Below are 26586 nucleotides of genomic sequence, written 5' to 3' on the forward strand. Positions count from 1 at the left end.
GTGTAATTAAACCCACTATTTTAATCCGCCCAAATTTAGTGTCGCTTATCAGCATTGTCTATTGCACCAATAAAATTAGTTCCGCTCCGCCCACGCCTTATCCAAACGTTTGCCGGAGACGGGGTAGGGGGTTTTCAGTTGCTGGGCGTAGAGCGAGACGCGGTATTCTTCCAACATCCAGCGGTACGGGTCTTGCTCAGGAAAGCGTCGTGGCTTTTTGGCGTTTTTCTCAATGTCTTTCCAAAAGCGTAGGCAGCAGCGGCTAATTTCTTGGCTTTTTTGCAGGTTGTTGTCGTATTTGTCCAGCCGATATTGCGCGGCTTTCAGATAACGCGGGATGGCTTTCAGGTGTTCGTAAGGCGTGTGGCGAATAAAACCGGCGTAAATCAACAAATCCAGTTGTTCGTTGAGGTCTTTTGCCAGCGCATCATTGCCGTTCAGGCGGCTGAGTTGGTTTTTGATGGCGTTGTAAGTGGTCATGATGTCCAAGGCGATTTTACCCGCTTCGTTGGCTTTGCTGACCAGCTCGCCTTTGTGTTGCTTCAGGTTGTTTTCAAACGCTTGCTGGGTGCGGATGCTGCGGCCTTCAACAAACAGATGGTGCAGCACCACGCTCAGCATATCGTCTTTGTAGGACGTGTTGCTGCCGTAATCCAGCAACGGGTGTTTGGGCAAGCGGTTATAGGCCAATTCGCCCGCCGCCGATTGTGGCAGGTTTTTTTGCACATAGGTGCAATCCTTGCGCATTTGCAATTGGCAAAGGCGGATTAAACCGGCTTGGTGTTGTTGTTCGGCTTTTTCGCGGGTGTCAAAAATCCGTACTCCGACGGCATCGCCTTCGTCGATAAGGGCCGGGAAGCCGATAAAGTTTTGGCCTTTTTGGATGAATTGGTAAGTGTCCGGCAAATCATCAAACGCCCATTGGATGCAGCCGGTGTGGTGCAATTCGTCAATGGCGATTTGTTCAAAGCTATCCACGGCTTGGCTGCTGTGTTTGGCTTGCAGTTTGGCTAAGTCGCGTCCGTAATCGAGCAATTTGCCCTGCTCGTCAATGACGCGGAAATTCATTTTCAAATGCTCAGGCACGGCATCCAGATTCCACGCGGTCAGCGGGATGGCTTCGTCGGTCAGTTTTCGCAGCCGGTAGCCCAGCCACTCGGTGACGCTGCCTTTAAAATCGGGTTCAATTTCCAAACAACGTTTCACATAATCCGGAACCGGCACAAAGTGTTTGCGGGTTTGCTTGGGCAATGCCTTAATCAGCGCCGCACATTTTTCTGCCAACAAGCCCGGCACCAGCCATTCGAACGGCATCGGCGCAAGCTGGTTAAGCTGATGCACGGGGATAATCGCTGTCACCCCGTCTTCATCGTGGCCTGGCTCGAAACGGTATTGCAGGGCGATGGTCAGGTTGGCCCTGGTTCCTAAGTTCTTGCTTGGGAAGGTGTCAGGAAAATCCCATTCGTTGACAAAACCTTCCTGTTCGCGCGTCAAATCTTCTTTGGTCAAAAACAAGATTTTCGGGGTGGCGCGTTCGGCGGTTTTGCGCCAGGTATCCAGCGCAACGCCGCTGACAATGTCATCGGGCAATTTGCTGTCATAAAACTGGTACAGCCATTGTTCGTCTTCCACCAAATCGACGCGGCGGCCTTTGTGTTGGATGACGCCGACTTCTTCCAGCAGCTTTTGGTTGGCGACATAAAACGGCGCATTGCTGTGGTAATCGTGTTCGATCAGCGCGTTTACTATGAACATTTGCCGCGCCCCTTTGGCATCGACATGGTCGTACGGGATTTTGCGCCCTGCCTGTAACGTCAGGCCGTACAACAAGGTGCGTTGCGAGACCATGTTGCGGGCACTTTTCTTCTCCCAATGCGGGTCGTAGTAAGAATGCTTGACCAAATGCCCCGCGCAGGCTTCTATCCATTCCGGTTCGATACGTGCCACGGTGCGTGCGTAGACTTTGCTGGTTTCCACCTGCTCCGCCGCCATGATCCATTTCGGACGCACTTTGTGCAGGCCGGAACCGGGGAAGATGAAAAACTTCAGGCCGCGCGCGCCCAGATATTCGTAAGGCTCATGACGGAAACCGATGTTTGAAAGCAAGCCGGTCAGCAAGGCACGATGGATTTTTTCATAGCCCGCTTCGTCGGTGTTCAGGTGCATTTTCAGCTCGCCTTTCACCACTTGCATGATTTGCTCGTGGATGTCGAACCATTCGCGCATACGGATATACGACAAAAAATTCTCGCTGCAATATTTTCTTAACTTGCTGTTGGAGAGATGTTTTTTCTGTTCCTCGAAGGTGTTCCAAATATTCAGCAGCGTTAAAAAATCCGATTCAGGGTGGCGGAAGGCGGCGTGTTTGGCATCGGCTTGCGGGATTTTATCGGCAGGTTTTTCGCGCGGATCCTGAATGCTCAACGCGGACACGATAATCGCCACTTCAGTCAGGCAATGCTCTTCTTTGGCTGCCAATAACATCCGCGCCAGTTTGGGGTCGGTCGGCACTTTGGCGAGCTGTTTGCCGACTTCGGTCAGCTTGCCGGATTTGTCCAGCGCATTGACTTCCTGCAACACGGTTTTGCCGTCGCGGATCATTTTCTCGTCGGGCGGCTCGATAAATGGGAAGTCTTCAATATCGCCCAAGTTGAGCGAAATCATCTGCAAAATCACCGCCGACAAATTGGTTCGCATGATTTCCGGTTCGGTAAATTCCGGTCTGGCGAGATAATCGTCTTGCGAATACAGGCGGATACAAATCCCTTCGGCAACCCGCCCGCAACGTCCGGCGCGCTGGTTGGCGCTGGATTGCGAGACACGCTCAATTGGCAGCCGCTGGATTTTGCTTTTATGGCTATAACGGCTGATGCGCGCGTGTCCGGTGTCGATCACGCAGCGGATGCCCGGCACGGTTAATGAGGTTTCCGCCACGTTGGTCGCCAATACAATGCGGATTTTGCCGCCTTTGGGATTGAACACGCGTTCTTGTTCGCTGACGCTAAGCTTGGAATACAGCGGCAAAATCTCGTAGCGGGTGCCGTGATGTTTTTTGAGCGAATCGGTGGTTTCGCGGATTTCGCGTTCGCCGCTTAAAAAAATCAGGATATCGCCACGCAAGTCGCGGTAGAGCTCATCGACGGCATCGAGGATGGCGTTTTGTAAATCGTCGGTGGTTTCGTCCTCTTCTTCCTTGTCGTCGTCTTTGGCTTCAAGCGGACGATAACGGACATCAACCGGATAAGTACGGCCTGAAACTTCAATAATCGGCGCGCCACCGAAATGGTCGGAAAAGCGTTGGGTGTCGATGGTGGCGGAGGTGACGATCAGCTTTAAATCAGGCCGTTTTGGCAGTAGCCATTTCATGTAGCCGATTAAAAAATCGATGTTCAGGCTGCGCTCGTGCGCTTCGTCGATGATTAGGGTGTCGTATTGGCTTAAGTACGGGTCATTTTGCGTTTCTGCCAAAATGATGCCGTCGGTCATCAGTTTGACCAGCGATTCGGCGTGGGTTTTGTCGTTAAAGCGGATTTTGTAACCGACCGATTTGCCCAGCGCTTCGCCCAGCTCTTCGGCAATGCGGTCTGCCACCGTGCGCGCGGCAATGCGGCGTGGTTGGGTGTGACCGATAAAACCAGCCGCGCCACGGCCTAGCGACAGGCAAATCTTCGGCAATTGCGTGGTTTTTCCAGAGCCGGTTTCGCCGCAGACAATGACGACTTGGTGTTTGGCGATCAGTTCGGCAATGTCATCTTTTTTGCCGGTGACGGGCAAGTCGGGGAAGTTGAGCGGCGGAATGCTGGCGAGGCGTTTTTGATAGCCAGTGGCAGATTTTTCGATGCGCGCTGTTAAGGCGGCGACTTGTTCAGGCGAGCCTTTGCCTTTTTTGATTTCGCTTTGGCAACGGTCAAGTTGGCGTTTTAAGGCGTGGCGGTCTTGGCTAAGACAATAAGCCAGTTGCGTTTGTAACTGGCGAAGCTGTTCTTGGAGGGACATTAAGGCAATCAAAAAAATGAAGGCATTATACGCGATTGCTGGTTTTGCTTTTGTTGATTAGTAGGCGGTCAGGCTGGCGTTGAAAAAATCTTGTTGTCCTCCGAAATGATCCTGGCTCAAACTGCTGAGCAACACGGGTTTGCCTAGGCCATAACCTTGGGCGTAATCGACACCCAGTTTTTGCAGTTTGTCCCAAATGGCTTGGTTTTCGACATATTCGGCGACGGTTTTTTTGCCGAGCAATTGGGCAATTTCGTGGATGGAGCGCACCAAGGCAAAGTCGATGGGGTCGTCAACGATGTCGCGCACAAACAGGCCGTCGATTTTTAAGATGTCCACGGGCAGATTTTTTAAATAGCCCAAGGATGACAAGCCGCTGCCAAAGTCATCCAGCGCAAAGCGGCAGCCTTTTTTGCCAAGCTTTTTCATAAAGCTGACGGCATTGTTGAGGTTGGCGATGGCGGCAGTTTCGGTAATTTCGAAGCAGATTTTGTGTGCGGGTATTTTCCGTACGTGCAGTTGTTTTTGTACAAACAAGTACAAGTTGGTGTCGCTGAACGATTGCCCTGACAGGTTGATGGAGCATAGGTGTAAGTTTTCCACCACACTGGGGTTTTCTGACAGCCATTTTAAGGTGTTTTCGATCACCCAGCGGTCAATGCTGGCAGCCATGTTGTAGCGTTCGGCGGCGCTCATGAAGGCGCCTGGGGCAATTAGTTCACCGTTCTCGCTCTGTAAACGTAGTAATATTTCAAAATATAGAGGTTCTTGTGTACGGGTGCTGCTGTCGTCGTTGTCGGCTTCGGAAAGGATGCGCTTGATGGGTTGTGCATAAAGTACAAAACGGTTATCTTCCAATGCCTGCGGAATACGGCTAAACCATTGCATTTCTACAAAGCGGTGGGCGATGGCTTGGTCTTCTTCGCGAAGCAGATAAATTTGGTTGCGTCCGGCTTCTTTGGCAGCGTAACAGGCGGTATCGCCCGTTTGCAGGATGCTGTCGGCGCTGTGGCTGGTGGCGGTAATGGGGACAACACCAATGGAAACGCCAATTTTAAAGCGTTTGTCGCCATGCAAAAAACGGTACTCTTCGACTATTTTGAAGATGTTTTGGGCAATGGCGTAGGCATTGGCTTGACTGCAGTGGGGCAGCAGCAAACCAAACTCGTCACCGCCTAATCGGGCGAGCGTATCGCCTTTGCGGATGATGTTTTTTATTAAAGCTGATATTTGCTTCAGCAATTCGTCACCCGCTGCATGTCCGCAGGTATCGTTGACCAGTTTGAATTGGTCGAGGTCGAGGTAACAGAAAGCGTGTACGTCTTGGGTGGCGACGGTATCAAAGAGCAGATGTTTGAGTTGTTCGGTAAAAGCATAGCGGTTGACAAGCCCCGTCAAGCCATCATAGCGGGCTTGATAGGCAATTTTTTCAAGCATATGCCGTTGTTCGGTGACATCGTGGAAAACCAAAACGGCACCGACAATGTCGCCGTGGCTGCTGCGGATGGGCGCGGCGGTGTCTTCGACAAACCTTTCTTTGCCGTGTCGGTCAATCAAGATGCTTTCGTGTGCCAAGCCAAACGTTTGCCCTTCTTCGATGCAGCGCAAAGCCGATGCAATTGACGGCTCGCGGGTGTTTTCGTTGATAATGGTGAAGATTTCCGACAGCGGCTTACCCTTGGCTTCCGCCAATGTCCAGCCGGTGAGGTATTCAGCGGCGTGGTTAATATAATCGACAACCAGTTCGATGTCGGTGGTGATGACGGCGTCACCAATGGAATGTAAGGTAACTTGGGCGCGTTCTTTTTCTGATTGCAAGGCTTGAGCCAAGCGGTTGCTTTCGGTTACATCCACCAATACCGCCCAAGTACGGATAATGTTGTGGTGGCTGTCGTAATCAGCCGAAGCGGATAACAGCACGTCAATAATGCTGCCGTCTTTTTTTAGCATTTGGAACGGCGCTTCTACGCATTGTCCGGTTTTTAAGAACGCTGGAAAGACGAAATCGAGCAAGTCGCGGCGCGAAGCTTTTGTGAAAAAGTTAAGGGCGCGTTTGCCCAATACTTCTTGCCAAGTGTAGCCCAGCACTTTGCACCAATAGTTGCTGACTTGCAGCAAGTTGCCCTGTGCGTCGATGGAGTACATCATCACCGGCGTTTCACGGTAGAGTCTGAGCGCGTCTTTTTCGCGATCTAAAGCATGTTGGGTTAAGTTAAGGCGAATGGAACGATTTTGCGTGATGTGCATTACCAAATCCGCCAACATCCTCAGACGGGATTGTTGCTCGTTGCTGAGTTGGCGTGGCTGGGTATCGGCGACACTCAGCGAACCTAAGATGAATTTTTGCTTGTCAACCAGCGGCATGCCCGCATAAAAACGCAGATAGGGTGCGTTTGTGACTAACGGGTTGTTAATGAAACGTTCGTCTTGATGGGTGTCGGTGACGGTAAAAAAGTCTTGTGACTCCAATATGTGGTTGCAAAATGATGATGCCTTGGATATTTCACGGAAATTGCTGACACCCACAACAGCCTTACACCAATAGCGATCGGCATCGGCAAAGCTAATGAAAGCCATTGATGTGCCACAAATATCGGCAGCGAGTTTGGCAATGGTGTCGTAAGTGGGTTCAAAATCTGAATCCAGCACATTCATAGCCGCCAACGCTTGCAAGCGTTGTTGCTCTATTTGTTCGGCTGGTGACGCTAACATGCAAAAAGCTCCGTTAGATACTGACTGATTAGGTAGGTTTATAGGGCTTTATAGGTGTAAAGTTCAGCTTTAGCAAGGGGTAGTGTTAAGGTTTGTTGGTGAATATATTGGAAGTTTAGGCGGTTCCAATAGTATTTAATGGTAATTTATCACATATAACTATATTCAAGTAGACTGAAAACACGCTATTTTTTGAAATGCAGCTTCTATCCTCAGCGGACAATTTTATGACAAGCTCAACGACCCACGTTTTTTCCCGCAAACTTCATTTTGATAACCGATTTGTCGCCACTTTGCCAGGCGATGAAGAGCAGGACAACTTCCGCCGTCAAGTCTACGGTGCCAGTTATTCCAAAGTTTTGCCAACGCCCGTTAAAAAACCACAGTTGGTGTCTTATAGCTTGGAAGTTGCCAACTTGTTGGGCTTAAACGCAGAAGATTGCCAATCCGAAGCCTTTACTGAAATATTTGCCGGTAATCTTTTGGTGGATGGCATGGCTCCTTACGCCACCTGTTACGGAGGCCATCAGTTTGGCTATTGGGCGGGGCAGCTGGGTGATGGGCGCGCCATCAATTTGGGGGAAATCCTTAACGGACAAGGCCAGCGCTGGGCTTTGCAGCTAAAAGGCGCGGGGCTGACACCGTACTCGCGCAGTGCCGATGGTTTGGCGGTGCTGCGCTCGTCGGTGCGGGAGTTTTTATGCAGCGAGGCCATGCATCACTTGGGTGTTCCCACGACCCGCGCCCTCAGTTTGGTGTTGACCGGTGAAACGGTCGTCCGCGATATGTTCTACAACGGTAATCCACAACGCGAACTAGGAGCAATCGTCTGCCGTGTGGCACCTTCATTCACGCGCTTTGGCAGTTTTCAGCTGCCGGCATCACGTGATGATTTCGATTTGCTTAAGCAACTGCTCGATTACACCATCCGCACCGATTTTGCCGATTGGTTGCCAGCTGATGCCGAATGGAACACTAATCTGTATTGCCAATGGTTTGCTGAAGTTTGCCGACGCACCGCCGCGATGATCGTACACTGGCAACGCGTCGGTTTCGTGCATGGCGTGATGAACACCGACAATATGTCCATCCTCGGTTTAACCATCGACTACGGTCCTTACGGCTGGTTAGAAGATTACGATCCCAATTGGACACCCAATACCACCGACGCTGGCGAACGCCGCTACCGCTACGGCAACCAGCCGCAAATTGCTTTTTGGAATTTGGGGCAATTGGCGAATGCCTTATATCTCTTAGTCAAACGCGCCGAACCGTTAAAACAGGCCTTAGATGAATACACCCAGGCTTTTGGTGCAGGCTGGCAAACCATGATGGCGGACAAACTCGGCCTGGCAAGTTACCAAGCCGAAACGGATGATGATTTATATGCCGATTTGCTCAGTTTGTTGCCGCAAGTGGAAACCGATATGACGTTGTTCTTCCGCAACTTGGCGAATCTGGAAAAAGCCAAGGCTGATGACACCGACGCTGCGCTCATCGCGCCGCTGTTGGATGCTTACTATGTGCCGGAACAATTGGACGACGCCTATAAAAACCGTCTAGGCAGCTGGCTAAGGCGTTACTTGGCGCGTTTGCAAGCCGAACCGCAAACCGACCAACAACGCCGCACCGCCATGAATGCGGTCAATCCCAAATTCGTATTGCGCAACTACTTGGCACAATTGGCGATAGACCAGGCCGAACAAGGCGATTTTTCTGGCGTGAATGAATTGCTCGACGTACTACGCCATCCTTACGACGAACAGCCTGGCAAGGAACGCTACGCCGCCAAACGCCCAGACTGGGCGCGGACGCGCGCGGGTTGTTCGATGTTGTCGTGCAGTTCTTAATCTGAATGATGCCCATAGACAGCTTCAAAATCGCCTTGGCTTCTGATGCAGAGGCTATTGCCAGCTTGGTTAACCAAGCTTATCGCCCATCAACAGCGGTAGCCAGTTGGACACATGAAAGCCATTTGGTTTCAGGGGAGAGAATTGCTTCAGGGCAAGTGCTGGATTTAATCTCGGCAAGCGATTCACGTATTTTGTTGGCGTATCGTCAGGCAGTCTTGATCGCTTGTGTCCATCTTAAAAAAGAGGGGGCGGATTGCCATATTGGTATGTTGGCGGTTAAACCCGATGGTCAGTGTGCGGGTATCGGCAAGCGGCTGTTGGCATATGCAGAAAACCATGCCGCTAGCGAATGGGCAGTGAAGGCCTTTGTGATGGCGGTATTGACAGCAAGGACGGAGCTGCTTGATTTTTATCTACGGCGCGGTTATCAAAAGACCGGAAAAGTGATGGCTTATCCGGTTGATGCTGGCGTTGGTACGCCTCGCCAAGATAATTTGACGTTGGATGTTTTGGTCAAGCAGCAGGCAATTTTACCAACCAAGGAAGCGTTCCCCGTGCTTAAGACAGCACGGTTGCTGCTTCGTACACCCCATCTGGACGATGCCACGACACTTGCTAATTTACTTACCCCAGCCGTCAGCGAGTGGCTAGCGGCCTGGCCTGAGTCAATGGGTATACAAGGTATGACGCATAAAATTGCTAATGCCCATGTCGATAACATGACGGATCAAGCATGGCATTTGTTGCTGCAACGGCAGATAGATGATGCAGTAATTGGCTGGGCAAGCGTGTCACGATGCAAAAATGATAAGAGGATAGGGGATTTAAGTTATTGGCTAGGTGAAGCTTATCAAGGTGCTGGCTATGTTGGTGAAGCCTTAGCCGCAATGATGCCTGTAGCGTTTGCAAAGATGGATTTTATGGCGATAGAAGCAGGGGCGCAGTTAGAAAATCATGCCTCTTTCGCAGTCATGCAAAAACTAGGTATGGAGGTGTGCGACGAACGTCTGGTTTGGGCTTCCGCCCGTAACCGCGAAGAACGCTGCTTGTTCTATTCAATAGCGCGTGATTGCTTATCTAATTTAAACAGTTAGCTGTTGTTTGTGCTGATTTGGAAACTTATTGGCTTGTCATCTAACATTCACTTAACGATTCTATTGGCTGTTTTTTTCCGCGCTCTCTGTATGTGGGAGTATGCGTTTCATTTATAGATTCAATAAACCAATTGGTCATTGACGACGATCGCTTTGCTAAATCCAAAAACTGTTGAATAAATTGGGGCTTGTTGTAAGAATACCCCTCTTGTAGGTAATATACGATATGACAGATATTGCCTCGGTAATAGACCATAACAATAATTAAAATCGAGGGGATGATGAAGCCAATTCCAGTTACGGATTCGTATAAAAAATTTTTTGTTGCCGGCGAGCGGCGCAGTAATGGTCGTTTTGACACCGTGATGAAATACCAACTGCTTTTAAACGGCGTTGATTACAGTGGTGTGATAGAAAATATCAGCTTAGGTGGCGCTTGTTTGGGAACTTGCCAACCTAAAATCAGCGAACAACAATTGCGTCAGGAAGGTGAAATCGCCTTGTTTGTCGATGACGATTTTGCCCTTAGCCTGCGTTGCCGCGTGACATCCTTGTCTTCCTCTGTGCAAGGCGGCGAACCTGACGAAGTGAGTGTCAGTTTTATTGATCCCGACGTCGATGCCATTTCGGTGGTGTTGGATACGGATATTTAGGTTTTCGATAAGAGTTATCCATTAGCCTTGCAAAGCGAAAAAATGGGGGCAGCGGCTTAGCCTTTCCTGCCTTTTTGCTTACGGGCTTTTTTCTTGGCTTCTTTTTCTTCGCGCAAGAGCGCCAGTTCGACCAACTCTTGCTCCATCATCTCGGGCGACTCTAAGGTAATCCTGCCGATTGCGCCGCTGCGGAATTCGTTAAGCAGAATTTTCGCGACTTTATCCATGTCAATCACGCCGCCGGTGCGTAAACAGCCACGGGCTTTGCCGATCAGCGACAACAGTTCTTGCTCGGTTGCCGGTGTGTGTGGCAGGTTGAAACGACTGACCAGACAATCGGCATAGTGTTCCAGGAAATAGGCGGCGGCAAAAAAGGCAATGTCGTCATGTTGGATGGCGGTGTCTTTAATCGCGCCAGTGGTTGCTAAACGATAGCCGCTGTTTTTGTTGTCGACGTTAGGCCACAACATGCCGGGGGTGTCCAGCAAGACAATATTGTTGTCGATGGCAATGCGTTGCTGCATTTTGGTAATGGCGGGTTCATTGCCAGTTTTGGCGATGATGCGGCCTGCCAAAATATTAATCAGCGTCGATTTACCGACATTGGGGATGCCCATAATTAAGGTGTTGATGAGTTTGTCGGGGTTTTTGTCAGGCAGCATTTTGTGGCACAACTCGGTCAGCTGCCGTATCCTGTCGGGCTGCTCAATGGTCACGGCTATGGTTTTGACACCTTGCTCGCGTTCCAGATAGCTTTGCCAGATTTGGGTCATGTTGGGGTCGGCAAGGTCGCTTTTGCTTAGCACCTTAATGCACGGCTTGTCGCCGCGAATGCTGGCTAGCATGGGGTTTTGGCTGCTGAAAGGAATGCGTGCGTCCAGCACCTCAATAATTAAATCGACTTGCGGCAAGGTGGCCTTAAGTTCTTTGCTGGCCTTGTGCATATGGCCGGGATACCACTGAATGAGCATGATGTATGATGGTCTTAAAATTGTTGGAAAGAAGTTTGCAAACCCTAGCTACCCATAGGAGCCACCCCATAGTATGCACGAGAATGAAATCAGCAGTAGCTTTTACGCCTATTTGTCACGCTTAAGATGGATTAAGCGTTGGGGTTTGAAACGTAACGCCCACGATGAAAATGTCATGGAACACAGCTGGGAAGTGTCAGTGATTGCCCACACCTTGGCGTTAATCAAAAACCGTTATTACAACGGCAGTGTCGATGCCAATGCCGTGGCGACGGCGGCCTTGTACCATGACGTGACCGAAGTCATTACCGGCGACTTGCCCACGCCCATCAAATACCACTCCGAAGCCATCAGCAACGCTTACAAGCAAATTGAACAGCAGGCGGAAATGGAATTGCTTAACCAATTGCCTGCCGAGTTGCGCCAAGATTTTGAGCCGCTGATCCGCCATGCGCAATTGCCCGAAGAGCATGTGCAGCTGATAAAAGCCGCCGACAAAATCTCCGCCTATCTCAAATGCCAAGCGGAATTAAAAGCGGGTAATTCCGAATTTGTCACTGCCGCCGCGCAGTTGGCCTTGGTGATTGGCGAATCGCAACAGCCGGAAGTGTTGTTTTTTATGAAGACGTTCGCGCCCAGTTGCAGCCTGACTTTAGATGGTTTGATGAAAACCTTCTAAACCCCACACCGGCGGCTACGCGGTTTTTTTGACGGTTTGCCCGCGCCGAAATAAGCCGAAAGCCGCCATTGCACCGGCTAGCCAAACCATCACCAAATAGCCCACCACGCCGTCATAACTGCTGACCAGATAAAAATAATCGGCCTGCGGGTTGGTGTTGAATAAGGCTTTGCTGAGTTTAATCAGCCAAACCCACGCGGTGTGGCAGCCAATGCACCAGCCTAGGCTGGTGGCTTGGCGCGTACGCAGCAAGCCTAAAAAAAGCCCGACCATGAACAAGGCCAAAAACGCCGATTGGATGTCGGGGTTGAGCAAATTGGCAAAGGCTTCGCCCAGCAATTTAAAGCCGCTGAAGAAATTGAACTCGGCAGCCGGAATTTCGGTTTTACTGTCGATAAAATGCAGCGCGGCGTAATAAAACGCGCTGATCGCCAGCGCGGCGGCCAGCGGTAGTTTTCTTGCCAAGCCGATTAAAATCAGGCCACGGAACAACGGTTCTTCCAACACGGAAATCAGCAAGGCCAACAGCAAAGACACGGTGGTTTTTTCCAGCAACCAAGCCGCTGTCCAAGGTTGCGACACATCAACCACATGCACGTCCAGCGCGATGAGTACGGCAAATACCGGCAATAAAGTCAGCAAACCCAACGCAAAGCCTTGCCACAGTTGCTTAAAAAACACGGGGCGGGGCGCAAACCCCAGCTCGGCTTTGCCCATTTTTAAATAAGCCAAAAATGGAAAAATGCTCAGCACCAAAAACACTTGCGTGGTTTTGCTGAGGATTTTACGAAAGGGCAGGGTATCGCCAATGGCAAGTTGGATGAAATAACCGACCACGCAGGCCAACAGCGTTGCCGTCAGCAAAACCGCCAATGGGATGAGCGCCACGGCATAACGCTTCATAGGGCAAAATCTCCCCACAACATTTGCACCGCCGCCAACGCGCTGAGGGCCGCCGTTTCGGTGCGCAAGATGCGCTGGCCTAAACGCACGGGGATAAAACCGGCAGTTTTGGCAAGTTCGCGTTCGCCATCGGTAAAGCCGCCTTCAGGCCCAGCCAACAAGGTGACGTGTTGCCCAACCGGCGTCAGCGCGTTTAAGGTGGTGTCCGCGTAGGGGTCAAGGAAGACTTTTAAACCTTGTTGCTGGCTTACCCAGCTTTCCAACTGTTCAATATCGCCAAATGCCGGTAACACCGTCCTGCCGCTTTGCTCGCAAGCGTGCTGGGCAATTTTTTGCCAATGCTGCAAACGTTGGGATTTTTTCTCGTCTTTAAATTGCACCACGCAACGCTCGGTTAACAACGGCGTGATGCGGTTTGCCCCTAATTCCACCGATTTTTGCACCGACCAATCCATGCGGTCGCCCCGCGAAATGCCCAAGCCGAGCGTGACGGACAACGGCGATTCCACACTGCGCGCCACGCTTTCGTTAACCTGCACCGAGACCGTTTTGCGGCTGGCTTCGGCAACGCTGCACAAGTATTCGCTGCCGCTGCCGTCGAATAATAAAATGCTTTGGCCCTTTTTTAAGCGCAACACCGTGCGGATATAGTGGGCGCTGTCGTCGTCCAGCTCGATCAGCTGGTGGTTTGACAAGGGCAGGGGTACATAGAGTCTGGAGGTTCGCATGTGGGTTTTATGTGTACAGAGAACAGCACTTAATAGGAAATGTTTGGAAAACTATAACTGTCGTTGCTTTACTAGTTGGATAAATGACGTGACATCTATAAGCCATTGACGTTGCTCTTGTGTATAAGACGGATGGAGTCGGCTTGGCAAAATCAATTGTAAATTTTTAGCTTGCATTTCGTTAGTTTGGTTAACGCTGATTGCCGCTTCCAGTGTTAAAAGATGCTTTTGTTCGATACGGTTGGCTTCTGCCAGCACCTGCCGCCAACGGTCTTTGCAGGTTGATTTTACGCCTAGCATGGTCAGTTTAAACGGATCAAACTCAGGGTTATGGTATTCGGTATGCCCAGGAAACAAAAAATCCGGCTTAGTTTTGTTTTCGGTGACGGCGGTTCTGGAATAGCGCAAACCATACTCGACAAAAATTCGTTCCAAGTGATTTTCCAATGCTAGACCAACGCGGCTTTTACGACGGTTTTGTACCGATAAGGAAAAACTGATGAAACCGTCCACATCGCCATCAAAGCCTTGGGTTAGTCTGTCGCCGATAAAATGCCGTTCTAGGGTGCGGAATAAAACCTCCTCCCTTTCTAACCAAGCCATCAGAACATCATCTGCGCCATCTTGTGGGTTAATGTCTTTTAAAGTAGATCGTGCAAACGCTGAAAAATCTTTTGTAGTGGGAAAACTGCCTTTGAATTTCTCCAGCATTATATCCAGCCACGTTTCTTCGCTGGTTTCTACGACAACGCCAATGCTTTCAAGAATAAATCGAGAGGCAAATTCAATCCTATCCTGTTCGGTTTCCAAGTCTTCACGAATTGAAAAACCAGGGTGGCTTACATCAGAAAACCCAAATAGCCACATAATTTGCTTTGCAATCGTTGTTTCTTGCTCTGCTACTATTGCCAACAGCGTATTGTCAGGTCGTTTTGCAATTAACAGTAAGTCACCAACAGACGCACATTGAGAAACTTGGTTGGTTGGGAAATAAAGGCGATATTCCCAACGCATAACGCCCCTTTCCAATCGCGCTTTTTGCCTTGCATCGTACCAAGTCAGAAAACCATCTTCGACAATAGGATCATCTTCGTAATCGGTGAGATATAAAAATTTGGCTTCATATCTCACTTTACCTTCAGGCTCTCCGAGTATTTCACGCAAGCCCTCAACACCATTAAATTCATGTTGGTGTGAAGTCATTATGTCCACTTCAACCGTGCTAAGCCGCTTTAAGGCAACGCCATCAAAATACTGCGAAAGATACCCTTTTTTCATTTCATTATTCCCTGCTTGTAATGATTAATGTTTATGCGTCTAGCTTCCAACCCGCGCACTTCATAAATATTGGGTAAGCGGCCTCATAAACTTCATTGCCAAACTGTTCAAACATATTGCAAATTATGTTTTCTAATTTATTGCACTCACCATCTGTAAACATTCTTTCATGTGTGTGAAATAATTCGATAGATTCCGGCTCGTCATCCGGATGAAACAGCAAGCCACGAACTGACATTTCAGAAAACCACGTTAACATGCCGTCAAAACTGTTATCGGCAAAATCAGGGATGCGTGATGTGTTCATATTATTTCTCCTCAAAGTAATTGCTTAAGGGTTTGTTGATAGGATGTAAGTTTTCAATAATTTTAGGCACGACAATTCTGGCAACTTCGCGGATAACAGGCATAACAACACTATTACCAAATTGGCGGTACGCCTGCGTATCGCTAACCGGAATCTTAAATGTATCAGGAAAGCCCATTAACCTAGCGCATTCCCTAGGCGTCAAACGCCTAGGCCGTTTGCCTTCACCTTGCGATACCAGAATTTCCGAGCCGTCTTTGTAGTAACGCGCCGACAATGTACGCGCCACGCTATCGCCCGTCACCAAGCCAAAACCAAAGCCATTCCCCGCCGCCCGATGTTTTGCCGCATAGGCTTGCAAGTATTCCCATAATTTTGGCGTTAAGGTGTATTTGGGGTTAATAACGGCTTTTTCGCCGATGGTGTAAGGTTCTTCGGCTGCTTCGCTGCCGTCTTGCGGATGCAGTATGCTGGCAAGACGTGGGCTTTGGGTTGGTAAGGCTAAGTCGTCCCAAGAAAATTCGGTTAAATCCCGAAAACCAAGAAGAATGATGCGCTCGCGGTGTTGCGGCACAAAGCGTTGCCCGTCGATGACTTTGTAATAAACGTGGTATCCCAATTCGTCGCGCAGGGTTTGCAGGATGACTTTAAACGTATTGCCTTTGTCGTGGGAAAGTAGGTTTTTGACATTTTCCAGCAAAAACGCTTTGGGTTGTTTGGCGGCGATAATGCGGGCAACATCAAAAAACAAGGTGCCTTGGGTGGCGCATTCAAAGCCATGCGGACGGCCTAGGGCATTTTTCTTGGACACGCCAGCAATACTGAACGGTTGGCAAGGAAAGCCCGCCAACAATACATCATGGTTTGGCACATCGTTTTCATCAATTTGGGTGATGTCGCCAACAAAAAGATGCTGTGTGTCTTGTGGAAAATTCGCCAGATAGGTTTTTTGGGAAAACGTGTTCCATTCGCTGGTGAATACGCAATGCCCGCCGTGGGCTTCAAAGCCAAGACGAATACCGCCAATACCCGCAAATAAGTCTATAAAAGTAAACAAATGATTGCTTTTTTGTTCCGCATCAATCAAAGGGAGTATGCGCTGGCGTATAGCATCGGCTAAGTAAGTCGGCGGTTCATTTTCGCCAATTTCCCAGCGTCTTACGGTTCGTGTATCTACATCAAGAAAACTTGCTATTTCGCTTTGGCTATAGCGGATTCTGGCTTGTCTTAACAAAGCAAGTGATTGTGGTTGGTGCATGTTCTTTCCTAGGAATATTTTCGGACATTATGACCTGAATTATTCCCTTTTGGTAGTGGCTTAGCTATTCCTCTTATTCAATCCAGTTTAAATTATTTAACGCCAACGATTAATCCTGACAAGCCTGTTGGATGCCATCCCATGCCACTTGCGCCATCAGTTGCAGTTCCGGTTCGGTAATGACATACGGCGGCATAAAGTAGATGACGTTGCCCAGCGGGCGCAGCAATACGCCTTGGCTGAGCGCGTATTGGTAGACTTTTACGCCCCGGCGTTCTTGCCACGGGTACGGTTCGCGCGTGGCTTTGTTTTTGACCAGTTCGATTGCCACAATCAGGCCGGTTTGCCGGACTTCGGCAACGTGCGGGTGTTCGTGGAAACGGGCGCTGATGTTAGTCAGCTGCTGCGCCAAGGTTTTATTTTGTTCGATGATGTTGTGCTGGCGGAAAATTTCCAGCGTTGCGACGCCGGCGCGGCAGGCGATGGGGTTGCCGGTGTAGCTGTGCGAATGCAAAAAGGCGGTTAAGTTTTGGTAGTCGGCGTAGAAAGCTTGGTAGACGTCGTCGGTGGTCATGACCGCTGCCAAGGGCAAGTAACCGCCAGTCAGGCCTTTCGATAAGCACATAAAGTCCGGGCTGATGTTAGCTTGTTCGCAGGCGAACAGTGTGCCGCTGCGCCCAAAGCCGACGGCGATTTCATCGGCAATCAGGTGTACGCCGTTTTGGTCGCAGGCTTCGCGCAACAGTTTTAAATAGACCGGATCGTACATGCGCATGCCGCCCGCGCATTGCACCAAGGGTTCGACGATGACCGCGCAGACATTATCGGCTTGTTCGGCAAGCGTTTGCGCCATCAATGCAAAACGGCGTGTTGAGTAGTCCGCCCACGATTCACCAGCTTCGCGGTAGTAGCAGTCCGGGCCGGGTACGGTGATGACGTCCATCAACAAGGGCGCGTAGGTTTGTTTGTACAAGGCCACATTGCCGACTGCCAAGGCGCCTAAGGTTTCGCCGTGGTAGCTGTTTTCCAGCGTGATAAATCGGGTTTTCTGGGTTTGTCCACGGTTAAGCCAATAATGGAAACTCATTTTTAGCGCCACTTCAACGGCTGCCGAACCGTTATCGGCAAAGAAACAGCGGTTCAAACCTTGGGGTGTGATGGCGACCAGTTGTTCGGCAAGCTCAAGGGCGGGTTGGTGGCTGAAACCGGCGAAAATTACCTGTTCCAAGTGATCGAGCTGGTCTTTGAGTGCGGCATTGATGTGCGGGTTGGCGTGTCCAAACAGATTGACCCACCACGAGCTGATGGCATCCAGATAGCGGTTGCCGTCAAAGTCTTCCAGCCATACGCCTTGGCCTTTTTTGATGGGGGTGAGCGGCAGGGTTTCGTGGTCTTTCATTTGTGTGCAGGGATGCCACAATACGGAAAGGTCTCTTTTGACAAAGGCTTGGTTGTTGGTCATGGCGGTTGCAAGCAGCGGAAAGCCGGGCGGTTGGCGCGGGCAGGGGGTTGAAAAGCGCCAATTATAACAGACCCCCATGGCGAGTCTTGGTTGTCGGTGACGCGCTTATGAATCCTTGCGCCGCTTGATCTCACGCTGCATGAAACCGTACAGGCCTTCGACTTTTTCACGCGCCCAAGGGGTTTTCCGTAAAAACTTTAAGCTTGAGCTGATGCTGGGGTCGGCACTAAAACAGCGGATGGGAATGCGTTCTGCCAAGTCTTCCCAACCGAAATAATCAACCAGCTCGGTGACGATGGTTTCTAAAGTGATGCCATGCAAGGGGTTGTTGGCCTGTTTGTTTGGGCTTTCGGGGAGGTCGTCGGATAGTGGGTTCATAGTCGTTGCCGAGTTAAAAGTAAAAGCGCTTCGGTTTGCCAAGCTATTGTTGGGTGAGTGCCTGTCTGATCGCCTTGGGGTCGTAACCACGGATCGGTCTGCCATTATTGACCACCACCAAAGGAACGCCAACCCCGCCTAAGCGTTTAAATTCGCTATGGGCTATATCGGATTGTTCTATATCCAAATCGGTGTAAGGAATCTGGTTTTCTGCGAAATATGCGCGGGTCTTGGCGCAATAGCCGCACCACGACGTCGAATATAAGACGACCTCGTTTTGCCCCTTTCCATAAGTAATTGGCGGTAGTGGATTAAGCCAGTGGTCGATTTTGTCACGGTTTTGGTAAATTCCACTCGCAACAGCCATCAATACTATCAGTGTGGTATTTTTCATTTTCGCCGAATGGTGGGTAATAGCGGAAACTAAGCGTATAAAACGTAAAAGTTCTGGTGGGAATGTATCCTAATTGTTAACAAGCTTGCAACAAGGGAAATGGAAGGTGGTGCTTTTGCTTTCTATTTAGATAAATTACGTTCTAAATGAAGCGAATTTTGAAATGTGATGGGCTAGGATGGGCTGTAATATTATTCTGACGCGCGTCCGATTACCGATGAACATATCAGAACATTAGACAAAAAAATATAACAAACCAGCTTCGTTAGGTGATTTTCAGGATTGCAGAAAATGGATTTATCAAAAGATAAAGGGAGTTTGATAAATTGGTCGGGACGACAGGATTTGAACCTGCTACCACTTGTCCCCCAGAATGGTAAATATTAGTTTTTTACCATTCAACCAGATTCAATAGTCATAATAATATCCTTTAATTACATTAAGTTATTTTTAATTAGTGTCCGACGATGTACAATACCGTACGCTAAAATACAAAATAAATGTTATCCCAAAAGTTATCCCAAAAACTGTGGGATAACTTTTTTAAAGGACATTACTAATGGCTGTCAACAAACTCAAAGAACTGGCGTTTAGAAATTTAAAGGCCACCGACTCGGAACAATTGGTTACTGATGGCGGTGGCTTATTTGTGCGGATTCGACCCGTATCAAAAGGTGGTGGGGTTTCGTTCAGATTTACTTACCGATTTGAAGGCAAACAAAAATGGGCGGATTTGAAAGCCAAGAATTTGCCGGATGCACGGGCAGAACGCGATGCTTACAAAAAACTGCTTAAAACAGGCGTTGACCCAAACCTTGAGAAAAAGCTAGAGAAAGAACGTAACCGCCAACAACAGCTTGAAGAGCATGAAGCTTTAACCAAACTTAAGGCGCGGGTTACTGTGAACGACTTGTTTACCCGCTGGCATGATACCGATCTACTCAAACGCAAGGATATAAAAGAAATCATCCGCATGTTTGAAAAAGATGTGTTGCCAATAATGGGCAGTTTTTTTGTCGAGGACATTAGGAAAGGCCATGTTACGCAAGTGGTTGACATCATGAAACAGCGTGATGCCGTCCATACGGCGCGAAATATCCTAAAACTCATGCGGCAAATGTTCCGGTTCGCCGTTGACCGAGACATTATCGAATTTGACCCAACAGCAAGCCTTAGCGTAGTGCGCCTAACCACCGCGCCTACAGAGCGGGAAAGAACGTTAAGCGAGGTTGAAATCAGGGCATTAGCGCGACAGTTGCCTGATGCCAATTTATTAAAGTCAACTGAGTGCGCCATCTGGATTGCATTATCAACCCTTTGCAGAATTGGGGAATTATCCAAAGCCCAATTTTCACACATTGATTTTGAAGCAAAGACTTGGAAAATACCCGAAGAAAACAGCAAAAACGGCAAGGCGCACACCATTTACTTATCTGACTTCGCGCTGGCACAATTCAAACTCTTAAAGCAGATCGCTAAAAGTGATATATGGATTTTTCCTAATCGGGACAATTCAAGCCATGTCTGCGAGAAATCAATCACCATACAAATACGCGGACGACAAACAACCGCCCTACTCAGTCATCGCGCCAAAGACTCCCAAGCCCTGATGTTGGCAGATGGTAATTGGACACCCCATGACCTAAGGCGTACAGGAGCGACATTAATGGGTAAATTGTACGTTCGGGGCGTTCGCATTCAAGGTGATGTGATTGAAAAATGCCTGAACCATACCGAAGAAAACAAAGTTAAACGGATTTATCAACGCCAAGGCTTGGAAGAAGAGCAAACGGAAGCATGGCAAGCATTAGGGGAAAAGCTTAATTTGTTGGTGAACATGGATGCCACCAATGTGGTAATGCTACGCCAGCACAGTTAAATAGACCAACAGTCAAAAGAGCGAGGCGCAAATGATGGCCTTCAAGAAAGCGGTTTGATAAAGGCAAGCAAGCTCCAATTAAAAGGTAATAGTTATTTTGCCAGTTTGTCACAAATGACCAGTAAGCCTTATCATGTCTGGTTACCAGCACTGACAAAAGCCTGACAAATCCACTGCAAAATAGTCTGTAAACTTTTACTTTGTCAGGATTAAGGCGAGACAAAGACATTTAGGCCGCTAGATTGACTATAATCGCCCCTGCATTCAACCGTAACTCCAATCCTCCCCTTAACCTTTTAATATCGTCTCCATCACCAACTGATTGCATTATTATGTAATCTGCCTCACCCAACTTTAGATCAATCTTAAAAATAATATCGCAACTCTAACACTGCAAAATTATGAGTAACTCACCTATCTTAATTAGACCAAGATTGACAGATCATCATGGGATTTATAAAAGCCAATCTGATTTGGATTTTGCAATACAGTTTTTTGATGAAGACATTCCCCTGTACGTTGATCCATTTCTTCTATGGAAATCACCTTCACAACAAGATCAAGCACTTCACACGGTAATAACAAACTCGTTTAATTATTTGAATTATCTGTTAAAAAAGGGACGGTCAGAGCAAGCTCTTTCAATTTTGATAAATTTATCAGAATGTCCAGAAGTTGGGCTTGGCGTATCAAAATCACGCAACGGTGTGCGAATCGGTCAAGCTCAAGCTCAGAAAATACTCGACCTTTTCACAGATATTCCAGAATACAGTCAATTCGGATTTACCCATTTTGAAATTATTCAGCTTTATATTTCGGGAATAGCTAAGGATAGGATCAGTGACATTGCTTGTAATTATTTAAAATCCTTCTTGATTGATTACACCATTGAGCAATGTGAATTAAGCAATATACCAATGGAAGGCGTTATTCTCGACTCAATTTATAATTATAAAAACAACACTTTAGATACAAATCAAAAAGTTTACCTTCCTGTAAATCCTACGACTAAAGAACCGTTAATTTTTACGCCTAAAAGGTGGTTACGATTCAATCCTTGGATTAGTTTTGAAGATTATTTTCAGACCTATTGCCCCAGAGACGAGATTTTTAACCCTAACGAACCTGAAGATCGCGTAAAAGTTTTAAATTTTAATAGAGAAAACTACGGCGTAATTGAGGGATATGTCGAGTACAAAGTAAGAAGCTCGGAAGACTGCAAAAACGACCCGCTTTTTAGTCAGATACCTGTTTTATCGGCGAAACGTAAACTCACTGAGTTGCTAAAATTGAATACAGGGAAAGGCGATAATGCGGATATGAAGTATGAAGAAATTTCAGCAGACTTGCTCGCGTCTTTGTTTTACCCGCATCTCGATTTTGCACAAACTCAAAGCAGAACGGAATCAGGCCGTCATATCAGAGACCTTATTTTTTATAACAACAGAGGCATAGATTTTTTAGATGAAATATTTACGGATTATGGAAATAGACAGCTAGTTGTTGAAATGAAGAATGTTCATCACATTGAGCGCGACCACATAAACCAACTAAACCGTTATTTACAAAATGGTATTGGTAATTTCGGAATATTTCTGACTAGGAATCCCTTACCTAAGGCGATGTATTCTAATACTATTGACTTATGGGCTTCGCAGAGAAAGTGCATCATCGCTATTACCGATGAAGATTTAAAGCTGATGGTGAGTGTGTACGAAAGCAAACAGCGAACCCCTATTGATGTATTGAAGAAAAAATACATCGAGTTTAGACGAAATTGCCCTTCCTAAATGGAGACGAAATGAATAGAGAAGATGTTAAGACCTTTGAAAAACTTAATGGTCAGCTTGTAGGCGTCTACGAGGAAATGACTTTGCTGTCAAAGAAAAGCCCAAACGATGCGGTCAATAAATTTAAGCTCAAATTTATAAACAAATTAATCAGTGAAAGTAACGAATATCTTTCAGAAGCTTATAAGCCTTTCGATGATTTCGACTCGTTTGATGAAGATGACGTTCCACATAACAGCGATGTTGTGTTTATCCTATCTCAATACCTTCAGTGCTTTGAAAAGCTACGTTCGGATAATATCGTGCCGTCTTATGGCAATTGGTATTGGAGAGTAAAAGGCGACGAAGATGAAGATACATTGGATGATGACGGGATGGTGCTTATTAGAACCGTAAAGCCTAAAAAATTTAAGGAATAAATATGGAAAAAGAGCAAGCTTACACCTCTACTGATAAAGTTCAGGCTTACAACACGACTGTGGAGCTTTTAAAATCCATGTACTTGGAATTTAAGGATTTATCCAAGAAAAAACCAGATGCTGCTGTAAGCAAGAGTAAGATCAAGATTACTAACCGACTGCTAACAAGAGTAAGAACTGTACTGAATGATGAAGAATCTATTGAGTTTTTAGACCTTCTTGATGAGGACGATGTACCTCAAGTAAGTGACGTTACATTAATTTTGTCGCAATATGAGGCCGCGATGGATGCATTCAGAAAAAAATACTACGGCTTCAATAGCAGTGAGCGTGAGCATCAATGGTATACAAAATAGCTAATTAAGACTGATTTACTAAAAAACTGGTCATTCTGATTCTTTATTGAGCAATCTCAGTTGGTGACCTAGACCAACCTTAACCAATTAGGCAAAGCCGCCGAATTGGCAGGTTATGACCGATTGACCTTCATTCAAAAATTACAACTTGAAAATGAAGCTATCTATGATTACGAACCTGAATTAGTCAATGAAATGGTCAACAACGCCCAACAAACGTTAGCTTTACTGAAATAATAATAGCCGCTTGAAAATATACTTTAAGGACAACAAACATGAAAACCACGCATTTATCTAGCCGAAGGCATGTGACCATTCCAAAAACGATATGCGATGCTTACCATTTGGCTATCGGGCAAGAATTGGAAATCGAATCTACCCCGCAAGGCATTTTATTGAAGCCCAAAAAAATCATGCCAAATACGTCCATTGACGCAATTGCAGGCTGCTTGGCTTATCAAGGCGAGGCAAAAACCATTGAAGAAATGGACGAGGCCATTCAACAAGGCATTGCCGCTGAATGGGGACAAGATGATCGCCGTTGACACCAATGTGATAGTGCGGTTTTTAACCAAGGACGATGAAGCCCAATATCAAAAGGCTTACCGGATTTTTGCTGAATCCGCCCAGCTTTTTATCCCCACTACCGTTATTTTAGAAACGGAATGGGTGTTACGTTTCAGCTACCGTTTTCCGTCTGATCGTATTGGTTATGCTTTGTCGGGTTTATTGGGATTGCATAACGTCATTACTGAACATAAGGCCGCTGTGCTTAGCGCGTTAGCATGGCATCAACAAGGAATGGATTTTGCCGATGCTTTACATCTTGCTTGTAGCTCATCTGCTAGTGAATTTGTCAGCTTTGATAAGAGGTTGATTAATAAAGCGGTTGGTTTAAATGTTGAGATAAAGTTAGTTGAGCCTTAATAAATAAACGGATTATTGTAACTTTGTTGACAACCGAAATAGAGCAAGCCAAGCAACGTGTTTAAGGTATGGCTTCAGGGGAACACGAATTATGTCACTAGAATTTAACGACATCCTCCTTTACACCGACATTAACGGCAAGGTGAAGATAGATGTTATCTATGAGGAAGAATCGTTTTGGCTTAGTCAAAAGAAGATGGCGGAACTGTTTGATGTGAGCGTCCCGACTATCAATGAGCATTTGCAGAATATTTTCAAAACCAACGAGTTGGAAGAATCTTCAGTTATTAGGAAATTCCGAATAACTGCTACGGACGGAAAAAAATACAACACTAATTTTTACAATCTGGATGCCATTATCGCGGTGGGCTACCGCGTCAACAGCCACCGCGCCACGCAATTTAGGATTTGGGCAACGGCAACGCTGAAAGAATTTATCATCAAAGGCTTTGTGCTGGATGATGAAAGGCTTAAGCAAGGCAAACGTTTCGGTAAGGATTATTTTGATGAGCTATTGGAACGGATTCGGGAAATCCGCGCCAGTGAACGGCGGTTTTATCAGAAAATCACTGATATTTACAAAGAGTGCAGCATGGATTATACAAAGGATGATCCGCAAACGCTGACCTTTTATAAAACGGTGCAAAACAAGTTGGAATGGGCAATCACGGGTAAAACCGCCGCTGAAATCATTCACGCCCGCGCCAATGCTGAACAGCCGAATATGGGCTTGCAAACATGGAAAAACGCTCCAAACGGCAAGATTTTAAAAAGTGACGTATCGGTTGCCAAAAACTACTTGATTGAGAAGGAAATTAAGGAGCTGGAGCGGATTGTGGTGATGTATTTGGATTATGCAGAACTGCAAGCCTCCAGAAATATTCCTATGAAAATGGCGGATTGGATAGAAAAGCTAGATGCTTTTTTAGCTTTTAACGGCTATGAGATTTTGCAGGATGCCGGAAAGGTTAGCCATACGATTGCGGAACGCTTGGCTCATCAAGAATATGATAAGTTCAGAGTGGTGCAAGATGTCATTTTTGAAAGCGATTTTGATAAAACGGTGAAAATCATCGTGGCTAAAAAATAATCTTTCTGTGCTTTCTTGTTGTGGCTAAAACAGAAAAGTGTGATTTGGATCACATTGTCCGTTAAGGCCTTATAATGTCCCATTAACTAATTGCCTATGTCATATCTTATATGGCATAGGCAATGAATTTGGTTTTTTTGGATGTTATACACCTCAACAGGAGTGCGATGATTAACTGCAAAACCGCGATACAAAATTCCAAAACCGCGCAAGGCCTTAGTTTGCCGGACAAGTTAAACGAAATCTTGCCTTTGTGTAAGGCTTTCCAAGCAAAACCCAAAAACGCCAAGATAGAAACTGACGATTGGCATGTGCTATGCCATAAAGGTGGCGGATTTAAACGCTGGCACAAACAACAATTTTTTCCAGCCACTTTTGTTGCCGCAGAGTTTTCAGCTTTGGCAGCACGGGCTTATCTTGCCTTGGCGGAACTCGACAATTCACAAATCCCCCATTTTGCACCGTTAAGCGTTACGGATGTGGTGAAATGGGCGCGTCAAGGCAATAAAATCTTACCGCTCAATGTTCCCTTACCTGGCGTGGCAAACAATCCATTATTTAGGCAAGGCTTAGCCGATTTGCAACTATGGAGACCGCGTGATTTGCCCAAAGGCATAACCGGACACGGCGACCCTGTACGGCGATGGTTAATTAACAAACTGCTTGAGGAGTTTTATTATTCGTTTGCCTTAGCCCCATCAAAAAGTGCTATCAGGGATGTTGTACTGTTGGCGTGGGCAAATGTCGATGCCAAATCAATTCGCTATGTAATGGATGACGACTCGCTTAGAAACGCAGAAATCAAAGCTAACACCAGACGAGAATTTGACAACAAGGCCAAGACGGTCACGCAACAAAGCATCAATCGCTTCTCTGTACAGGCAAAAAATCCCCCTATCCTTGAAAAGGCGTTGCTACAAAATGACCAAGAAGTTTTGAAAGCCGCCGAGCAATTACTGAGTAATTTATCAGATGAAAAAAGCAAGATAAGGGCATTATCCCTTATTAGGTCAATCCAAGAGGAAATGGAAGCCGTAAATGATGACCCGCAAGATGAATGGACTTATTCATAGAATGAGTTGAATAACTAGGGAGCAAATCGGCTATTTATTCAAGTTTTGCTCCCTGTTTTCAAATGCACCTTAAATTTGCTCGATACTGACCACTGTTTAATCAAATCCGCTACCGTGCGGAAAGGATCAATAATGGTAGTATTAGCTTCTCTTCCCGAAACAGGTTTTTTACGATTGCCGCAAATTATAGGCAATCCAAAGGCCAATCCGCCGATTCCGGCACTTATCCCCGTATCAAAAACAACATGGTGGCAAGGCGTTAAAACCGGTAAATTCCCCAAAGCGGTAAAATTGGGTGCGCGCACCACTGCGTGGAGAATAGAAGATATAAGAGCCTATATCGACAGCCAAGGTGGTGGGTTATAGCACCGCCTATGATGATCTGT

Annotated in this window: 24 protein-coding genes; 13 read left to right on the plus strand and 11 right to left on the minus strand. The window is 47.2% G+C overall.

Annotated features, from left to right (window positions below):
- Nucleotides 1-75 precede the first annotated feature (75 nt).
- Both hrpA and ACYQ1O_RS11095 read right to left on the minus strand, forming a co-directional pair.
- Nucleotides 76-3996, minus strand: coding sequence for an ATP-dependent RNA helicase HrpA (gene hrpA / locus ACYQ1O_RS11090; RefSeq protein WP_459991751.1), 3921 nt, complete (start codon nt 3994-3996; stop codon nt 76-78).
- A 57-nt stretch (nt 3997-4053) separates the two neighbouring features.
- Nucleotides 4054-6708, minus strand: coding sequence for an EAL domain-containing protein (locus tag ACYQ1O_RS11095; protein ID WP_459991752.1), 2655 nt, complete (start codon nt 6706-6708; stop codon nt 4054-4056).
- Between the two features lie 227 nt (nt 6709-6935).
- Here ACYQ1O_RS11095 and ACYQ1O_RS11100 point away from each other — a divergent pair, with 227 nt between their 5' ends.
- The 3 genes from ACYQ1O_RS11100 (at nt 6936) to ACYQ1O_RS11110 (ending at nt 10308) form a co-directional block, all read left to right on the plus strand.
- The gene (locus ACYQ1O_RS11100; protein WP_459991753.1) at nt 6936-8558 is read left to right on the plus strand and encodes a protein adenylyltransferase SelO; all 1623 of its coding nucleotides are present in this window, start codon (nt 6936-6938) and stop codon (nt 8556-8558) included.
- Between the two features lie 5 nt (nt 8559-8563).
- Complete coding sequence (locus ACYQ1O_RS11105) at nt 8564-9655, plus strand: GNAT family N-acetyltransferase (protein ID WP_459991754.1); 1092 nt, start codon at nt 8564-8566, stop codon at nt 9653-9655.
- A gap of 278 nt (nt 9656-9933) precedes the next feature.
- Entirely contained in the window at nt 9934-10308 is a 375-nt protein-coding gene (locus ACYQ1O_RS11110; protein ID WP_459991755.1) for a PilZ domain-containing protein, read from the plus strand.
- 56 nt (nt 10309-10364) lie between these two features.
- Here the strand turns inward: ACYQ1O_RS11110 and ylqF are convergent, their stop codons facing one another.
- Nucleotides 10365-11279 (minus strand): ribosome biogenesis GTPase YlqF, encoded by a 915-nt coding sequence (gene ylqF / locus ACYQ1O_RS11115; RefSeq protein WP_459991756.1) that lies wholly within the window; start codon nt 11277-11279, stop codon nt 10365-10367.
- 73 nt (nt 11280-11352) lie between these two features.
- Here ylqF and yfbR point away from each other — a divergent pair, with 73 nt between their 5' ends.
- Entirely contained in the window at nt 11353-11958 is a 606-nt protein-coding gene (gene yfbR, locus ACYQ1O_RS11120; protein ID WP_459991757.1) for a 5'-deoxynucleotidase, read from the plus strand.
- A gap of 15 nt (nt 11959-11973) precedes the next feature.
- Here the strand turns inward: yfbR and ACYQ1O_RS11125 are convergent, their stop codons facing one another.
- From ACYQ1O_RS11125 to ACYQ1O_RS11160, 8 genes are all read right to left on the minus strand, one after another.
- Nucleotides 11974-12861, minus strand: a complete 888-nt coding sequence (locus tag ACYQ1O_RS11125; RefSeq protein WP_459991758.1) for a CPBP family glutamic-type intramembrane protease — start codon at nt 12859-12861, stop codon at nt 11974-11976.
- A complete protein-coding gene (locus tag ACYQ1O_RS11130) occupies nt 12858-13589 on the minus strand; it encodes a 16S rRNA (uracil(1498)-N(3))-methyltransferase (protein WP_459991759.1) in 732 nt (243 codons plus the stop codon). The genes ACYQ1O_RS11125 and ACYQ1O_RS11130 overlap by 4 nt, the downstream gene beginning before the upstream one ends.
- A gap of 51 nt (nt 13590-13640) precedes the next feature.
- A complete protein-coding gene (locus ACYQ1O_RS11135) occupies nt 13641-14867 on the minus strand; it encodes a type II restriction endonuclease (RefSeq protein WP_459991760.1) in 1227 nt (408 codons plus the stop codon).
- Between the two features lie 31 nt (nt 14868-14898).
- Nucleotides 14899-15174: a hypothetical protein gene (locus ACYQ1O_RS11140; RefSeq protein ID WP_459991761.1), complete on the minus strand. Its 276-nt coding sequence runs from the start codon at nt 15172-15174 to the stop codon at nt 14899-14901.
- A gap of 1 nt (nt 15175) precedes the next feature.
- Complete coding sequence (dcm, locus tag ACYQ1O_RS11145; protein ID WP_459991762.1) at nt 15176-16432, minus strand: DNA (cytosine-5-)-methyltransferase; 1257 nt, start codon at nt 16430-16432, stop codon at nt 15176-15178.
- Nucleotides 16433-16541: 109 nt separating this feature from the next.
- Nucleotides 16542-17894: an adenosylmethionine--8-amino-7-oxononanoate transaminase gene (locus tag ACYQ1O_RS11150; protein WP_459991763.1), complete on the minus strand. Its 1353-nt coding sequence runs from the start codon at nt 17892-17894 to the stop codon at nt 16542-16544.
- A 105-nt stretch (nt 17895-17999) separates the two neighbouring features.
- On the minus strand, nt 18000-18272 hold the full coding sequence (locus ACYQ1O_RS11155) for a VF530 family protein (RefSeq protein WP_459991764.1): 273 nt from the start codon (nt 18270-18272) through the stop codon (nt 18000-18002).
- A 43-nt stretch (nt 18273-18315) separates the two neighbouring features.
- Nucleotides 18316-18666, minus strand: a complete 351-nt coding sequence (locus tag ACYQ1O_RS11160; protein WP_459991765.1) for a glutaredoxin family protein — start codon at nt 18664-18666, stop codon at nt 18316-18318.
- 559 nt (nt 18667-19225) lie between these two features.
- On the opposite strand from ACYQ1O_RS11160, the gene ACYQ1O_RS11165 reads away from it, so the two are divergent.
- The 9 genes from ACYQ1O_RS11165 to ACYQ1O_RS11205 all read left to right on the plus strand — a co-directional run bounded on the left by ACYQ1O_RS11165 (nt 19226) and on the right by ACYQ1O_RS11205 (nt 26566).
- Nucleotides 19226-20545, plus strand: a complete 1320-nt coding sequence (locus ACYQ1O_RS11165) for a tyrosine-type recombinase/integrase (protein ID WP_459991766.1) — start codon at nt 19226-19228, stop codon at nt 20543-20545.
- Nucleotides 20546-20946: 401 nt separating this feature from the next.
- Nucleotides 20947-22335, plus strand: a complete 1389-nt coding sequence (locus ACYQ1O_RS11170) for a hypothetical protein (RefSeq protein ID WP_459991767.1) — start codon at nt 20947-20949, stop codon at nt 22333-22335.
- Nucleotides 22336-22346: 11 nt separating this feature from the next.
- The gene (locus tag ACYQ1O_RS11175; protein WP_459991768.1) at nt 22347-22754 is read left to right on the plus strand and encodes a hypothetical protein; all 408 of its coding nucleotides are present in this window, start codon (nt 22347-22349) and stop codon (nt 22752-22754) included.
- A 2-nt stretch (nt 22755-22756) separates the two neighbouring features.
- Nucleotides 22757-23110 (plus strand): hypothetical protein, encoded by a 354-nt coding sequence (locus ACYQ1O_RS11180; protein ID WP_459991769.1) that lies wholly within the window; start codon nt 22757-22759, stop codon nt 23108-23110.
- A 275-nt stretch (nt 23111-23385) separates the two neighbouring features.
- A complete protein-coding gene (locus ACYQ1O_RS11185; RefSeq protein WP_459991770.1) occupies nt 23386-23655 on the plus strand; it encodes an AbrB/MazE/SpoVT family DNA-binding domain-containing protein in 270 nt (89 codons plus the stop codon).
- The gene (locus ACYQ1O_RS11190) at nt 23642-24037 is read left to right on the plus strand and encodes a type II toxin-antitoxin system VapC family toxin (protein WP_459991771.1); all 396 of its coding nucleotides are present in this window, start codon (nt 23642-23644) and stop codon (nt 24035-24037) included. The genes ACYQ1O_RS11185 and ACYQ1O_RS11190 overlap by 14 nt, the downstream gene beginning before the upstream one ends.
- A 91-nt stretch (nt 24038-24128) precedes the next feature.
- Nucleotides 24129-25127: a virulence RhuM family protein gene (locus ACYQ1O_RS11195; protein WP_459991772.1), complete on the plus strand. Its 999-nt coding sequence runs from the start codon at nt 24129-24131 to the stop codon at nt 25125-25127.
- A gap of 167 nt (nt 25128-25294) precedes the next feature.
- Complete coding sequence (locus ACYQ1O_RS11200; RefSeq protein ID WP_459991773.1) at nt 25295-26200, plus strand: hypothetical protein; 906 nt, start codon at nt 25295-25297, stop codon at nt 26198-26200.
- 75 nt (nt 26201-26275) lie between these two features.
- On the plus strand, nt 26276-26566 hold the full coding sequence (locus tag ACYQ1O_RS11205; protein WP_459991774.1) for a helix-turn-helix transcriptional regulator: 291 nt from the start codon (nt 26276-26278) through the stop codon (nt 26564-26566).
- Nucleotides 26567-26586: the final 20 nt, after the last annotated feature.

This window comes from Methylosoma difficile, from assembly GCF_054657615.1.

Coding starts and splice junctions, on each gene's coding strand:
- ACYQ1O_RS11155 (WP_459991764.1), bottom strand. CDS start 18,272: ATGAACCCACTATCCGACGACCTCCCCGAAAGCCCAAACAAACAGGCC.
- ACYQ1O_RS11160 (WP_459991765.1), bottom strand. CDS start 18,666: ATGAAAAATACCACACTGATAGTATTGATGGCTGTTGCGAGTGGAATT.
- ACYQ1O_RS11100 (WP_459991753.1), top strand. CDS start 6,936: ATGACAAGCTCAACGACCCACGTTTTTTCCCGCAAACTTCATTTTGAT.
- ACYQ1O_RS11180 (WP_459991769.1), top strand. CDS start 22,757: ATGGAAAAAGAGCAAGCTTACACCTCTACTGATAAAGTTCAGGCTTAC.
- ACYQ1O_RS11140 (WP_459991761.1), bottom strand. CDS start 15,174: ATGAACACATCACGCATCCCTGATTTTGCCGATAACAGTTTTGACGGC.
- ylqF (WP_459991756.1), bottom strand. CDS start 11,279: ATGCTCATTCAGTGGTATCCCGGCCATATGCACAAGGCCAGCAAAGAA.
- yfbR (WP_459991757.1), top strand. CDS start 11,353: ATGCACGAGAATGAAATCAGCAGTAGCTTTTACGCCTATTTGTCACGC.
- ACYQ1O_RS11105 (WP_459991754.1), top strand. CDS start 8,564: ATGATGCCCATAGACAGCTTCAAAATCGCCTTGGCTTCTGATGCAGAG.
- ACYQ1O_RS11190 (WP_459991771.1), top strand. CDS start 23,642: ATGATCGCCGTTGACACCAATGTGATAGTGCGGTTTTTAACCAAGGAC.
- ACYQ1O_RS11130 (WP_459991759.1), bottom strand. CDS start 13,589: ATGCGAACCTCCAGACTCTATGTACCCCTGCCCTTGTCAAACCACCAG.
- ACYQ1O_RS11175 (WP_459991768.1), top strand. CDS start 22,347: ATGAATAGAGAAGATGTTAAGACCTTTGAAAAACTTAATGGTCAGCTT.
- ACYQ1O_RS11095 (WP_459991752.1), bottom strand. CDS start 6,708: ATGTTAGCGTCACCAGCCGAACAAATAGAGCAACAACGCTTGCAAGCG.
- ACYQ1O_RS11200 (WP_459991773.1), top strand. CDS start 25,295: ATGATTAACTGCAAAACCGCGATACAAAATTCCAAAACCGCGCAAGGC.
- ACYQ1O_RS11170 (WP_459991767.1), top strand. CDS start 20,947: ATGAGTAACTCACCTATCTTAATTAGACCAAGATTGACAGATCATCAT.
- ACYQ1O_RS11185 (WP_459991770.1), top strand. CDS start 23,386: ATGAAAACCACGCATTTATCTAGCCGAAGGCATGTGACCATTCCAAAA.
- ACYQ1O_RS11165 (WP_459991766.1), top strand. CDS start 19,226: ATGGCTGTCAACAAACTCAAAGAACTGGCGTTTAGAAATTTAAAGGCC.
- ACYQ1O_RS11135 (WP_459991760.1), bottom strand. CDS start 14,867: ATGAAAAAAGGGTATCTTTCGCAGTATTTTGATGGCGTTGCCTTAAAG.
- ACYQ1O_RS11150 (WP_459991763.1), bottom strand. CDS start 17,894: ATGACCAACAACCAAGCCTTTGTCAAAAGAGACCTTTCCGTATTGTGG.
- ACYQ1O_RS11125 (WP_459991758.1), bottom strand. CDS start 12,861: ATGAAGCGTTATGCCGTGGCGCTCATCCCATTGGCGGTTTTGCTGACG.
- ACYQ1O_RS11110 (WP_459991755.1), top strand. CDS start 9,934: ATGATGAAGCCAATTCCAGTTACGGATTCGTATAAAAAATTTTTTGTT.
- hrpA (WP_459991751.1), bottom strand. CDS start 3,996: ATGTCCCTCCAAGAACAGCTTCGCCAGTTACAAACGCAACTGGCTTAT.
- dcm (WP_459991762.1), bottom strand. CDS start 16,432: ATGCACCAACCACAATCACTTGCTTTGTTAAGACAAGCCAGAATCCGC.
- ACYQ1O_RS11195 (WP_459991772.1), top strand. CDS start 24,129: ATGTCACTAGAATTTAACGACATCCTCCTTTACACCGACATTAACGGC.